The organism is Kordia sp. SMS9 (assembly GCF_003352465.1).
Lineage (GTDB): Bacteria > Bacteroidota > Bacteroidia > Flavobacteriales > Flavobacteriaceae > Kordia.
Map to the genome: position 1 here is coordinate 3,415,253 of NZ_CP031153.1, position 15,962 is coordinate 3,431,214.

Below are 15,962 nucleotides of genomic sequence, written 5' to 3' on the forward strand. Positions count from 1 at the left end.
GAAAGCAATTTTGAAAAAGGATTTATTAGAAAAACTTTTAACATTAAACATTCACCTTCGCAACGAAAATGGAGGTTTAAAAGTGAATGCGCCGAAAGGAACATTGACCAAGGAATTAATTGCAGAAATTAATGAAAACAAACCGTATCTTCTAAAATTATTAGCGAGTAACATAAAAATACCCAAAGCCGCTGTAGCAGAAGATTACAGTTTGAGTCCAACCCAATATTCCTTGTGGTTTATTCATGAGCATTTGGGCGGCGACACGGCGTATAATTTAACAGCAACGCTCAAAATTGAAGGAGATTTACAACCAGAAATTTTACAAAAAGCTTTCAAAAACGTCATCGCTACGCACGAATCGTTGCGCACGCAATTTGTCATTAAAGAAGATGGAACTGTGCGCCAGCGAATTCTGCCAAATGCAGAAATTCAGTTTGCATTAAATTACGAAGATTGCAGTAAACTTTCTAAAGACGATGTACATCAAAAACTAGATGCAAAATATCAAACGCCTTTTCAATTAGCAGAAGATTTGCTAGTCAATGCCAGTCTTTTCAAGCTTGAAGCTGATGTACATATATTACTATTTGTAATGCATCACATCATCAGCGATGGTTGGTCGTTGCAAATTTTCACGAAAGAAGTCATTGAAGAATACCAACAGTTAGTATCTGGAGAAGCGCATGTTGCAAAAAAATTATCGCTTCAATACAAAGATTACAGTGAATGGCTAAACCAAGAATTGGAAAGTGACGCTTATGCAAACAAATTGGCTTTTTGGAAAGATCAATTTGAGACACGTTCTCCTGCGTTGAATTTAGGCGATGTTGCACGACCAAAAGTGAGAACGTATGCTGGCACATTGCTACATCATGAATTTTCTACGGAATTTACAACGCAACTCAATTCGTTTGCCAAAACACAGCAACTCACCTTATTTATGTTGATTTTAGGCGGATTGAACGGAACACTTTCCAAATATACCAACCAATACGATATTACGTTAGGAACTACGGTTGCAGGAAGAGAACATCCAGATTTAGAAGATCAAATAGGACTCTATTCCAATGCATTGGCAATACGAACGCAGTTTGAAAACACACAAACATTTGCAGATTTTCTAAAAACACAAAAAGAAACCTTACTAAAAACCTACGAACACAAAGAATATCCGTTTCATAAACTATTGAATCAACTCACCTTACCAAATGATGCCAGCAGATCGCCATTATTTGATATCATGGTGTTGTTGCAAAATCACCAAACGCTTCATTTAAACGATCAAGATGCACTACACAATCTTACCATCACAGAATACGATGCGGTTGAAAAAGGAGTAAGTCAGCTAGACATGAGTTTTGTGTTTATTGAACGAAACAATCAACTAACACTCAGTGTAGAATACAACACAGACATCTACGAAGCAGCTTTCATACAACAACTGATACACTCTTTTGAAAAATTTGTAGTTGCAGGAATTGCAAATCCAAATGCATCACTAAGTTCTATATCATTAGTAGATGCTACTGAAAAAGAAACGATCTGTCATCAATTCAATGCTAAAAATAAACCATTAACACATCCAAAAACCGTGGTAGATTTCATCACAGAAAACGCCGCTAAATTTCCTGAAAAAGCAGCATTGGTAAGTGATGAAGTGGAAAAAAGCTATGCAGAAGTTCACATCATTAGCAACCAAATAGCGCAGTGTTTAGAAGAAGCGTTGCACTTGCAAAAAGGTGATTTTGTGGGAATTGCGCTCGATGGAAGTGTGTGGTCAATCCTCACCATTTTAGGAGTCTTAAAACTGGGTGCGACGTATGTTCCTATCGATCCAAAATATCCAACAACAAGAAAAGAATATATAGAAAATGTAAGCAATTGCGCCATCATTATTGATGATACGATGCTGAAAACGATTCAAGAAAACCGCTCCAATTACAATGGTGACTACGTTTCCAAGGCAACTCAAAATGCTACGGCTTATGTAATATTTACGTCAGGATCTACAGGAAATCCAAAAGGAATTCCAATTACACATGCTTCATTGGTTGATTATGTAACCACGTTTGCAACATACTTTGAAGTGAATCAAACGGACCGCGTGTTACAGCAGGCAAGTATTGCTTTTGACACGTCTATTGAAGAAATATATCCAATTTTGATCAGTGGTGGAACCTTGTTTTTCTATGAAGAAAAAGCAGACTTCCATGAAATGTTTGCAAGTTGCGAAAACCATGGAATCACGTTGTTAAGTACCAATCCGTATGCGTTGCAATACTTAAATCAACAATATCAAGACTTTACACTCAATTTGCGTACATTGATCAGTGGAGGCGATGCCTTACAAATGGATCATATAGATACACTTCACGATAAAATTCCTATATACAATACGTATGGTCCCACAGAAAGTACCGTTTGTGCTACCTATTACAAAGTAACAGGAAATGAACATGTAATTCCGATTGGAAAACCTATCAAAAATAGACAAGTATATGTGTTAGATACCGAAACGGCGGAATTGCTTCCTATTGGTTTTATTGGCGAACTGTGCATTTCAGGAGCAGGATTGACAAAAGGATACTTAGGCAATGAAGCACTTTCCAAAGAAAAATTTATACCACATCCTTTCAAACAAGGAGAAAAACTATACCGAACTGGCGATTTGGCAAAGTGGCTTCCAGACGGAAATTTAGTCTTTGCAGGAAGAAAAGATACGCAAGTAAAACTCAGAGGTTACCGAATAGAGTTGGGAGAAATTGAAAATAATGCACAAGAACTCGAAGGAATTTCGCAACCTGTCGCTGCTGTACAACAAGTAAATAACGAAGCTGCCATTGTGTTGTATTGGTTGCATACTGAAAACAGTCCTTCCAAAGCGGAAATCAGAACTGCTTTATCAGCGAAATTACCAGCGTATATGATTCCATCGTATTATGTAGCCTTGGAGAAATTGCCAATCAATGTACATGGAAAAATAGACCGAAAACTATTGCCAAATTTTCAATTAGCCGATGGATTGATTGAAGCGGAATATGTAGCGCCTAGAAATAACACCGAAGAAAAATTAGTCAACATCTGGAAGCAGATATTAGGCGTAGAAAAAATAGGAGTGACCAATAGTTTCTTTGAACTTGGCGGACACAGTTTGTTAGCCATATCGCTTATCAATGAAGTAAATAAAGAATTTGAAGCTGTTTCGTTGCAAATAAAGAATCTTTTTGTGAGCAATACTATTGAAAGTATGGCACAGCTTATTACTGTTACTAGTGGAGAAGATATAACAGGTGATTTTGAAGAATTTGTGATCTAAAAAATAAATTAAAAAAAGACAAAGAACAAAACAATGATATACCAAAAACCGCAAATATTTATGTTGCATTTTGCAGGAGGAAACTCCTATTCATTTGTATTTTTGAAAGAGAAGATATCCAATGCTTTTGAAGTTCATGCATTAGAACTTCCTGGAAGAGGAAAACGCTTTAAAGAAGAATTAATCAAAAATAGTGAAGTAGCCATTGATGATTATGTACAACAGATACGAAGCAAAAGGAATAACAAACCCTTCATTATTTATGGACATAGTATGGGCGCTACATTAGGACTATTTGTCGCTAAAAAACTAGAAAGACTCTTAGACATTCCTAGCGCATTGGTCGTTACAGGAAATCCAGGTCTTGGTGTAAAAGATGAAGAAACAGCGCATAAAGGAAAACGATACTTAATGGGCGAAACAGATTTTAAAGAAGAACTACGAGAACTTGGTGGTGTGTCTGATGAAATATTAGAAAACGAGGAATTGTACAGCTTTTTCAGTCCTCAAATCCGTGCAGATTTTGAAGTAATAGAGAAAGGACTTCCCTCTGAAAATATTGTTATACAATCGCCTGTATATGCCTTTATGGGAGCGGAAGAAAAGTGTAGTGATCGCATAGAAAATTGGAAACGATTTACAGCCAATCATTGCAATTGCGACGTGTGGGAAGGAAATCATTTTTTCATCAATGATCACCCAGAAGCATTAGTGCGAATATTAGAAAAGTCATTTGACCATTCAATCAACTAAAACAACAAAACATGTTAAAACTAAAGCCAAAAAATATCATCTACCTAATTTTGTATGCCTTGCCCAATACAATTTTAAGTTTTGCCATTATTTACATTATCAACAATGTAATGGCTGGAAATCCTATGTTTACTAGAACATACATGGGAATTGTATTTGTTGCGATCATCGTGTATACCTATTTGCTGAACATTATTTTTCAGAAACGGTTAAACCTCTACGCTTTTAATTTTCTCTATGAAAATGAAAAAAGAGTTTTCGGTCAAATCCTAAAAGCATCGCTAATTAAATTAGAAAAACTTGGTACACAGCGCTTTTTCACTGCTGTAGAAGACTTACGTACATTCTCGTTCTTACCATACACCGTTACGCATACAGTCAACTCCGTGTTAATGCTCGTACTCTGTTTGGTATACATGTTTACCCTTTCATTTTCGTCGGCATTAATTGTCATTGTGCTCATTGCGCTCGTGGCAGCGTGTTATTTTGTAGTAATGAATACGATGACGAAACAAGTAGCCATCTTGCGAGAATACAATGAAGATTATTATCAATATGTAAATGATGTCATGAATGGCTTTAAAGAATTGAAATTGAGCTTTTTCCGTCGAAATAGTTTAATGAACAACTTCTTAATTCCTAACAGAGACAAAGCAATGGATTTAGATTTCAGAATCAACTATGTCTTTCTTTCCATCAACTTAATAAGTCAATACGGATTGTACTTTGTGGTAGCAGTCATTCTATTTGTGTTGCCACAATACGGATTGCTGTCTAGTGAAGATGTTATAGCGTATGTGGTGATTATTCTTTTCATTTCTGGACCGATAAATAACCTCATCAATCTACAACAAATGTACACTCGATTCATGGTAGCGAATACGCGTGTTAAAAAGTTTATTAAAGACTTTGAAATTGTAGATGATGAAAAACAAGACACAGCACAAGAAGCAAACACATTCAATTCCTTACAATTTAATGACGTCGTATTTTCATATCCAAAAAATGAAAACCTAGAAGAAAAAACGAAACCTTTTGCCCTTGGACCTTTAAATGTGTCTATCAAAAAAGGCGAAGTCATCTTTGTAGTAGGCGGAAACGGTTCTGGAAAAAGTACATTTATCAATGCATTAACAGGTCTCTATTCCATATCTGACGGCGAAATTATAGTCAATGATTCCATCAGTGAAAAAAACAATAGAACATTACAAGACATGATTGCGGCGGTATTTACAAACAATCATATCTTTTCAAAAAACTATGATAATTTTGAGCTGGAAAACAACAAGAAGTATAGAAAACTTGTAGAAACTATGGAATTAGATCATATCATTGCAGATGATAAAGAAGCTTCCATTCGAAGACAATTCTCCAAAGGACAGAGCAAACGAGTTTCCTTAATACTTGCGTTACTAGAAGAAAAACCAGTACTCGTATTGGATGAATGGGCAGCAGATCAAGATCCTCACTTTCGTAAATATTTCTATGAAGTATTAATTCCAAAATTAAAAGCAGAAGGAAAAACAATCATTGCCGTAACGCATGACGATGCGTATTTTAATCATGCAGATCGTGTGATAAAATTTGATTATGGTAACATTATAAAAGACGTCAATATTCAAGCAAATAAAAGCAATTTGAGAGACATTTGGGTATAACCAAAAACACTTGAACATTTGCAAATCATTACACTCAAAGAGAGCGATTTTCGAATCACTTTTGTAAAACTTTTAAATTCATAATTCTCGCAGCATGTCAGAAATGATACAACTAACATTGCCACAGCAAGATGTGTATTTTGAACAACTATTGTTCCCAAACACACCTATCTATAACATAGGTGCAAAAATCAAAATAGAAGGAACTCTAGTTGTAAAAATAATGCAAGAAGCGTATCGTACGTTATTGCAACAGCACAATACGTACAGAAGCTGTGTAGATCATACAAACGACACCATTTCATTTGTAGAATTGGAAAGCTATGACGCTGTGTTAGAAGTGAAAGATTTCTCAAATGAAACACACGCAGATGCAAAAGCCAATACATTTATGCAAGCACGTTTTGTGCAACCTTTTGATCTGAAAACACGTGGATTGCTGCATAAATTCATTCTTATAAAAGTTGCTGAAGAAGTACACTATCTATTTTCGGTGTATCATCACATCATTACAGATGGTTGGGGAACGTCGCTAATGTTTCAGCGTTTGGTGACAAATTACAACGAACTTATTGCGCACGGAACTGTACTAACGTCATATCCATTTCATTACGATGCATTTGTAGAAGATGATGCACAATACCAACAATCAGAGGCTTACGAAAAAGATAAAGCGTACTGGAAATCAAGATTCAATAGCTTACCCGAAGCACTTTTTCCACTTAAAAAAGGAATACAACCACAACACAAAAGTCAGCGAAAAGCACTCATCATTAAACGTGAATTGTACACTAAACTGGAAGCAATAGGGAAGGCAAGTAGATGCAGTACATTTCATGTAATATTAGGATTGATGTATGTGTATTTTGGAAGAAAACAACGCAATCACGACTTCGCTATTGGATTGCCCGTGTTAAATAGAAGCAAGGCAATTTTCAAAAAAACAGTAGGATTGTTTATGGGCGTTTCTGCCTTGCGAATTCAACTAGAAAAAGAAGATACGTTTTCCTCTTTCTTAACAAAAATACGGCAACAACTACGACAAGACTTTCGCTATCAGCGTTTTCCATTAGGGAAATTGATTCAAGAATTGGAACTTTTTCATCAGAACAGTCGTTTGTTCGACATCACATTGTCATACGAAAAACAAAACTATGCAGATCACTTTGCAAACACCAAAACGTCTGTAATTCCATTAACGCATCAATCGGAACGTGTGCCTTTGGCAATTTACATCAGAGAATTTGATCCAAAAGAAGATGTGAAGATTGATTTTGATTACAACACATCGTATTTTGATGAAACATCCATCACACAAATTACCACACATTTTGAAAACTTACTGAACGCAGTCGTACAAAATCCAACACAAAAAATACATGCGTATTCCTATCTTTCAGCAAGTGAAGTGAAAGAAATAGTGCACACGTACAATCAAACCGCATTTACATATCCAACACAAAAAACGGTGTTAGATTACATTCACAAACACATTGAAAAGCAACCAGAAAAAATTGCGCTATACGATCAAAATCAAACATTTACATACAAAGAAATAGCAGAACTATCAGATACAATTGCCAAACAAATCATTGCAACAACTAGCGGAACTTCCAATAAACCTGTCGCTATTCTACTGCCACGCTCGGCAAAACTCATTGTATGTATGTTGGGAATACTAAAATCTAAAAGACCATTTATACCTTTAGATCCAAGCTTTCCAGAAGAACGTTTGGCATACATCATTTCGCACAGTGAAACAGATTTAATTGTCGGTGCTGCTAAAGAATTGCCATTGACGACAACTGTTGAAAAAATGGACTTTGCATCGTTAATTACTACTGTACATACTGAAACGACACTGCCTACAACTACCGCAGCCGATTCGGCATATATCATTTATACTTCTGGAACAACAGGAAATCCAAAAGGTGTTGAAATTGGACATCAAGCATTGCTAAACTTCATTCTCAGCATACAAGAACGTCCTGGGATGGCAAAAAATGACTTGCTATATTCCGTTACCACGCAATCTTTTGATATTTCTATTTTGGAATTCATAACACCTTTACTAGCAGGTGCTTCCGTATATGTGGCATTGCAAGAAACATTGGCAGATCCTTTTGCGGTACTTCAAGAACTAGACGAAGTGTCGCCAACAATCATACAAGCAACACCAAGTTTTTATCAATTGCTATTCAATGCAGGTTGGAAAGGAAATGCAGGCATTAAAATTTTATGTGGAGGCGATTTATTAAGCAAAGCGCTGGCTGAAAAATTACTACATAGTACCAAAGAACTATGGAACATGTACGGACCAACAGAAACTACGATTTGGTCTACGTGTAAGCACATCACAAATTCATTAGAAGCGTCTACCATTGGAACGCCAATTCACAATACGCAAGTATATATCTTAGACGATGCACTGCAAATACTACCAAAGCAAAGTATAGGAACTTTATACATTGGCGGTCATGGTTTGGCAAACGGCTATTATAAAAACGAAGCCTTAACGGCAGCACGTTTCCTAACGCACGATCAATTACAAAAACGTATTTACAATACAGGCGATTTAGCCAAGTGGAATGCAAACGGAGAAATTGAATTTTTAGGACGTGACGATTTTCAAGTGAAAATTCGTGGTTTCCGCATTGAATTAGGCGATATTGAAGCAAAACTGAACGAAATTAAAGGCGTCAAAGAAGCAGTTGTTGTAGCGAAGAAACAACAAGATCAAGAAGCCTATTTACTGGCTTTTGTCGTGGCAGATGAAGTATTTGCTATGAATGAAGTAAAGAATCATTTAAAAACACAACTGCCTTCGTATATGATTCCCAATCAGATTGTAAGGCTTGAAGCATTGCCATTGACACCCAACAAAAAAGTAGATCGAAAAGCTTTGATGGCGTTTCAAGTACAAGCTACAAATACAGTTGCAACTTCTTTACAAAAAGCAACCACTTCATTACAAAAAACACTTTGCAGATTATTTCAAGAAGTAGTAGGCGTGGCGTATGAAATGTACCTTGCGGATAATTTCTTTGAGCATGGCGGTCATTCTTTAAATGCGGTAAAATTAATCAACCGTATAGAAACGGAGTTAGAATACACATTGAGTTTGCGAACACTTTTTGATCATCCAACAATAGCGGAATTAGCAGATTATATAGCACATAATTCAACTGAAATTGCAAAAGAGTTCATTCCCAAAGCTGCGGTACAGAAATATTACCCAATTACAGAAGCGCAACAAGAAATATGGATGGCATCGCAAAATCGGGAGCGTTCCATAGCGTATAATATGTTTGCAGCGTATCAAATAGAAGGAACTGTGGATTTGTTGAAACTTCAATCCATATTTGCATATTTAATTTCAAAATACGAGATTTTACGAACCAATTTTGTAGAAGTAGCCGGAATTCCGCATCAAAAAATACAAAATACGAACTCTAATTTTCACATACAAACAATCGCGTGTACTGATGAAGATATTCAAACACAGATGCAAGATGAAGTACACAAACCTTTTGATTTAACAAAGGAGCGCTTGTTTAAAATAGTACATTTTAAAAGAGATACCGCAGACTTTTTGGTGTTCAATACGCATCACAGCATTATGGACGGTTGGTCTTTAGAATTATTAATCCAAGAAGTAGCGCATTGCTATAGTTTGGAAAATATTCCAAATGAAGCTTCTACGGAACTGTTTCAATTCAAAGATTATGCACTATGGCAAACGCAAAAAAACACAGAAAAACATCATGAATATTGGGCTTCTTATTTGGAAGGATATTCATGGAAACCGTTATTAAATACTGCAAATTCGCTTCAAAAAGAAGCAAACCAAAGCGCTTCTGTACACTTTGAATTCAATGCTGAATTATGGCAAGATATTCATGATTTTACCAAAGCGCAAAAAGTAACATTGCACAGCTTTTTAGCAACTATGTTTAGTGTGTTAGTACTCAAAAATGATGCACATGACGATGTTTGTATTGGCACTGTAAATGCAGGGAGAAATCATGCAAGTTTAACCTCGCAATTGGGAATGTATGTAAAAACACTTCCGTTGCGTACTAGATATGAAGAAACACAAACGGTATTTTCATTGTTGCACACTGCACAAAATGATATCTTAGACTTTGACACACATCAAGATATTCCAACGGATATTAGAAAAGAATTTCTGTGGGATGTAGTGCTGGTGGTACAAAATCAGTCATTCAATTATAAAACCATTCAACTAACAGAACAGCTTTCATTTACGGCTTATGAAATTGCAGCGCGTTACAGCAGATTGCCTTTGCTTTTAAATTTTACAGTGGCAACAACACTATCCGTACGTATAAATTATGACAGCACTTTATTTGATGCAGATAGCATATCATTGCTGTACCTGCGCTTTGAAAAATTACTAACATCCGCCGTAGCGGCAACAGCAGAAACCACATTAGAAGACTTGGACATTCAATTACATCAAGAAACATCTTCTGATATTGACATAGATTTTAATTTTTAGCAATAACAATTATGAATACATACATGAAAAATAGTATTAACGTTCTTATGATTCTCATTACATGCACGGCATTGTATGCACAAAAGGGTACTTTTGAAAAAGAAGAATCATTCCACAGATATGCGGAATACATAGAAGATAAAGCCATTACTTGGGGATATTTATCGGTTCCGGAAGATTGGAATCAACCTGCAAGCGATTCTATTAAAATTGCGGTGGCAGTATTAAAAAATAGCCAAGGGAAATCAGATGCAGAAGCTTTGGTATTTATTCAGGGTGGTCCTGGTCAAGGAAATGTTGATGATATATGGACTTGGCAGAATCATCCTTTGCGAAAAAATCATGACATTGTCTTGTTTGATACTAGAGGAACTGGCTATTCGCAACCACGATTATGTCCAGATTTGGGAAAAGAATTCTTGGCAATTTTGGCAAAAAATCAATCGCCCTCCAAAGATGAAGAACAAAAAGCAAATGCTGCGTTGGCGTGTAAATCTGATTTAATAAAAAAAGGAATCAACATAGATTCGTATCACAGTACTTCGGCAGCGAAAGACTTACATGCACTTAAAAAGAGTTTGGGCTACAACCAATGGAATATTTACGGAGTTTCTTACGGAACTTATATGGCGCAAGTGTATGCAAACATGTTTCCCAACGATATTAGCCAATTGATCTTAGATTCTTCAATAGCAGATATTTCTGAATATTACACTGCCAATACCACCAATTACATGACAAGTTTGCAAAAAGTATTCAACGCATGTAAAGCAGATGAAAATTGTACAAACAGCTATCCAAATATTGAAAGTGTATTTTATGAAGTAATTGCAGATTTGGAGAAAAATCCAATTACCGTTGCGGTTGACAAATATTTAGTCGAATCAGAATCGTTTACCTTCAATGCCGAAGATTTTAAAGTAGCATTGCAGCAAGCGCTGTACAACAAACAATTGGTAGAAGTGATTCCGTTGTTGATCTATGAATTTAAAGCGCGAAACAAAATAGCGTTGGGTAATTTAGTTCCCGCTTTTTCAGCATTGTTAAGTATGGATTATGGTGTGTACTTTTGTATGAGTTGTAACGAAACCTTACCACGAAATGATTTGGAGGAACTTCAGCAAAGATCTGAAAATTACAAAGGACTGCAAGGACCACTTTCATTCTATAAATCAGATTTTACAGTTTGTAAAAAATGGAATATTCAAAAAGATTCTATCCTATATCAAGATCTTAATAATCTGAAAGAAAGTACCATGCAAGTATTGGTGTTTGGAGGAGAATTTGATCCAATAACACCCGAAGGTAATGCGGAGAAAACTGCGAATTTATTCGCCAATGGAACTGCTGTTACGGCATATACTTATGGACATGTGCCAAGTTTTACACCAATTGGAATAGAAGTAGTTACGGCATTTATTGATACCAATGAATTCCCTAAAAAAGAGGTGTTCCAAAAAGCACCCAAACTGGAAGTTGTCAGCGCAATTACGGTGAATGGAGGTGTCTCTGCTATGGGAAATAGTTTAAATGAACAAGACCCAATGTTTCTAGCGCCACTTTTAATTGCATTGGGAGTTGCTTTGGCGTTTATTATTGCACACGGCATCAAACTCATTCGAAGAAAGTACAAAAATTTCTCTGATAAATTGGTACGTATCCTATGTTTGGTAACGTCTATTTTTGGGATTATAACGCTCATAGGATTTACAAATGCGCTCTTAACAACAGTAGATCAGAACTTTTATATTTTAGCGTTTGGTTTGCCCAACGCTTACGATTATTTATACATTTTTATGTGGATATTTTTAGGGCTTTTAGCGGTCACATTTATATTTTATACCTTAAAAATTAAGCAACTAAACGAAAGAAGTATTTTGTTTACCATCATATTTTCGAATATATTGATAGCAGTTTATTTTCTGTATTGGGGAATTATTTAATGAAAGAAATAAAAAATTATGGAGAAGACTATTTTAGCCAACCATCATGATTACATCGCAAATCCTTCCAAAAAATCACTTCCAGCATTGATCAATAAAAATGTAAAGGAAGTTCCGGAAGCGTTGCGGAATTTTAAATATCCAATATCTTCTTGGCCCGTAATTTTGTCAAAAGAAGAAGTGGAAGAATTGGCAGCATGTAGTGTGTTAATTCCAAAATTAACACAGCAAATTCCAGAAGTATACTTTAAAAATGATCTTACAAAAATAGCGGACTTCTATTATGGTGGCGATCAGGTAAAAGCAGAGTTTGCTAATTTTTGCAATCAGAAAAAAGTACCGATAAGCTGTCGTTTGGATTTGATAAAAGCAGCCACAGGGTTTCAAGTTTTAGAAGTAAATACAGGCTCGTCTCTTTCGGGTATGGAAATTCAAAATTTTAAGTCTGTTATTGATGTGATGCATCCAGAATTGAACGATGAAAAATTAGCGCTAAAAGTTCGAAATACACAGCAAATTTATATTGATTTCATCATTCAAAAAGCTATTGAATTACTCTCTGATGACGAAGATGAAATTACCATCTTTATGGTTGAAATGATTTCAACAGAGGAAGAACGACTTGCATATTCCGATGCTGAAAAATTTTACAATAAAATTCTCAATGAAGAAATTGCAAAATATCACAAAAAAGGAAAAGTAGTCATCAACGGAATGACAGAAGTAAGCTTGCAAAACAACAAGCTTATGTACAATAACGAACGTGTACATGTAGTATTAATTCGTAATTATGCTATAAAAGATATTTCACCAGATATTTTTAGAGCGTTCATGATGAACAAAATCTATTTTCCAGATCATTTTGGAGTAGAAATGTTGGGCGATAAGCGAAATCTAGTCATACTTCGTACACTTGCAGATGAAGGAAAGTTTACACCAGAAGAAAATGCACAAATACAAAAATTTATTCCTTGGTCTGTATTGTTAAAAGAAACTTCTGTTTCCTACAACGGAACTACACATGATTTACAAACCTTACTAAAAGAACAAAAAGATAATTTTGTCATAAAAGTAGCTGACGGATTGCAAGGAACGGATGTGTTTGTGGGGAAAACAATGTCAGCAGCAGCATGGGCGGAAGCCATAAAGAAAGCAACTGAAGCAGCAAACTACATAGTTCAAGAATTTGTAGATTCAGACTATATATATGTACCTAACAAACAAAACCAATGGGCACCGCATTCATTAATTTGGGGAGCGTTTGGATTTGGAGATATATACGGAGGAACTTGGGTACGAATGTCAGCTAAGGAGAATACTTCAAGAGTCATTAATTCTGCAACGGGTGCCGTGGAGGCAATCGTGTATGAAGAAACTACTGATAAAAATGAAATTCATACCGAAAAAGAGTCCATGACCGCTACAATATTGGGAGATGCTTATGAAAATTTGATGGTAGATTCGCCTAAAAAAATCCCCACTTTTGTAGATGCAACTTCTGAAAAACTACCAGAATTTTTAAGAGGCTATGAATATCCTGTCTCATCATGGCCCGTAATTATTGATTGGCAGCAAAGAAAAAATTTAGAACAACTGTGTACTAAAATACCAAAACTACTCACCAAAATACCAGCTTTGTATTTTGAAAATGACATGAAACGTATTGGCGACTTTTACTTTCAAGGAGATGATATGATGACGCAATTTGCAATAGTTTGTCATGAAAAACAAATTGAAATTGCATGTCGCTTAGATTTATCGTTAGACACTGATGGTTTTAAAATACTGGAAGCTAATATTGGTTCTTCTATCGGCGGATGGCAAGTACAAAGCTTTGAGACCATCATACGTGACATACATCCAAATTTAGACGAAAATTTTTCTACAGAAGATACACAGGCAAACTATATTGATTTCTTGGTAAAAAATGTTATCAAACATGTTTCCTATCTTCAAAAAGATATCAATATATTTCTAGCTTTAGGTGAGTATGAAGAAGGTTTTCCACGAGCAGAAATCACGAGTTTCTTTAATAACTTACTAGAAAAATCATTACAAGACACAAAATTTAAAGGAAATACATTTATTGGAGAATTTACAGAAACAGAACTAAAAAACAACAGACTCGTCTTTGAAGGTGAAGATATGCATGCTGCTTTGGAAATTGTAGTAACTAAAGCGGGAGTTCCTTTAAATATCTTTAGAGCCTTTATGCTAGATGCAGTTTATTTTCCAGATCATCTGGCATCAGGTATGTATGGTGATAAAAGAAATTTAGGAATACTAAGAGAATTAGCAGAAAATAATAAGTTCTCAGCACTAGAAAATGAACTCATCATCAAAAGTATTCCCTGGACGAAAGAAATTAAAGACAGCATCGAAATATATAAAGGTGAAAAAATGCACATTAGAGAAATTCTAAAAAACAATAAAGAAAACATGGTTGTCAAAGCGGCGCAAGGTTATCAAGGGAAAGATGTTTTTATAGGAAGGTTTTCTTCCGATGTGGAATGGAATGAAGCCATAGAACTAGCGCTGAAAGACAAAAACTTTATTGCGCAAGAATTCAGCGATTCTATCAAAGTACTCGCACCGAATAAAGAAAATGAATGGACACCCCACAAATTAATTTGGGGCGCTTTTGGATTTGGAAATAAATATGGCGGTGTTTGGGTGCGAACTTCAGAAGTTGCCAATGACATCGGAGTTATTAACTCGGCAACAGGCGCTGTGGAATCTATTGTATATGAACACCACTTGATTGATGAAATCACTATATGATTACCATATATTATTATCATATTTCAAAAAATGCACATGCTGCATTGCTACAAGAACAGCTTCCTAAATTTCCGGTAGAATTTCAAAAAAAGATTTTACGATTTAGGAGATGGGAAGATGCACAATTGTCGCTGTCAGGCAGATTGCTGCTTCAGTATGCTTTACAAAAACATGCAAATCTTGCAACTGTTGACTGGAATTCAATGTCGCAAACTGCATTTGGAAAGCCATACATAGCGAATAGTAATGTACATTTCAATATTTCGCATTCTGGATCAATTGTGGCTTGTGCAATAACAAAAGACGTTGAAATTGGATTAGATATGGAACAAATACGTCCTATAGATATGTTGCACTTTAAATCGCAAATGACAGAAAACGAGTGGCAATATGTAAACAGTGCGGAAAACCAATTGCAAGCATTTTATGAATATTGGACTAAAAAAGAAGCGGTCCTCAAAGCAGATGGAAGAGGAATGTCAATTCCCTTAGTATCTTTTGAAATTATAAACAACACTGCAACAATCAATTCGAATACATATTATACCAAAAAAATCCATTTGGCAGAAACCTATATGTGCCATATTGCGAGTGCTCAAGCGTTAAATGCAGATGCTATTACCATAAAAAGAATCCCTGTTTTAGTAGGCTAAAAAGTGTAATTTCACACGAAATTTTCGGTGCAAGTTGATTCTAAAGTGTTCATGATTATAGTGTATTTGAGAACATTTAATTTTTATGTTTTTTTCAATGTAAAGTTTTTTAATGTTGAAAAAAATTACCATATTTGAACAGTTAACATCAATAAACTATTCAAGTTTTTACAAAGTTTAAAACATCTATTTTCTCTAATATCTCCCCCTAAAACTATTAAATAGATTATTTAACTTCATGAGAGTGAGAAAACCCCTTACTTTGATCTGAAATTTAATAATTGTATCGCTATGAGTTTTACCGCTGGTTGCTATGTATTGTATGTAAAATCT

The 15,962-nt window shown here is 35.4% G+C and carries 7 protein-coding genes; all 7 read left to right on the top strand.

The features are described 5' to 3' along the window. Positions 1 to 10 precede the first annotated feature (10 nt). Positions 11 to 3,319, top strand: coding sequence for a non-ribosomal peptide synthetase (locus KORDIASMS9_RS14435; RefSeq protein ID WP_114903519.1), 3,309 nt, complete (start codon positions 11 to 13; stop codon positions 3,317 to 3,319). Between the two features lie 33 nt (positions 3,320 to 3,352). Next, positions 3,353 to 4,072 carry a thioesterase II family protein gene (locus KORDIASMS9_RS14440; protein ID WP_114903520.1) on the top strand — a complete coding sequence of 240 codons (720 nt, stop codon included), beginning with the start codon at positions 3,353 to 3,355 and terminating at the stop codon, positions 4,070 to 4,072. 11 nt (positions 4,073 to 4,083) lie between these two features. Further along, positions 4,084 to 5,730, top strand: a complete 1,647-nt coding sequence (locus tag KORDIASMS9_RS14445; RefSeq protein WP_114903521.1) for an ATP-binding cassette domain-containing protein — start codon at positions 4,084 to 4,086, stop codon at positions 5,728 to 5,730. Between the two features lie 94 nt (positions 5,731 to 5,824). After that, entirely contained in the window at positions 5,825 to 10,252 is a 4,428-nt protein-coding gene (locus KORDIASMS9_RS14450) for a non-ribosomal peptide synthetase (protein WP_114903522.1), read from the top strand. Between the two features lie 47 nt (positions 10,253 to 10,299). Further along, positions 10,300 to 12,195 (top strand): alpha/beta fold hydrolase, encoded by a 1,896-nt coding sequence (locus KORDIASMS9_RS14455; RefSeq protein WP_240321054.1) that lies wholly within the window; start codon positions 10,300 to 10,302, stop codon positions 12,193 to 12,195. Between the two features lie 18 nt (positions 12,196 to 12,213). After that, positions 12,214 to 14,976 (top strand): hypothetical protein, encoded by a 2,763-nt coding sequence (locus KORDIASMS9_RS14460; protein WP_114903524.1) that lies wholly within the window; start codon positions 12,214 to 12,216, stop codon positions 14,974 to 14,976. Continuing rightward, on the top strand, positions 14,973 to 15,629 hold the full coding sequence (locus KORDIASMS9_RS14465; protein ID WP_114903525.1) for a 4'-phosphopantetheinyl transferase superfamily protein: 657 nt from the start codon (positions 14,973 to 14,975) through the stop codon (positions 15,627 to 15,629). Before KORDIASMS9_RS14460 ends, KORDIASMS9_RS14465 begins: the two co-directional genes overlap by 4 nt. Positions 15,630 to 15,962 lie beyond the last annotated feature (333 nt).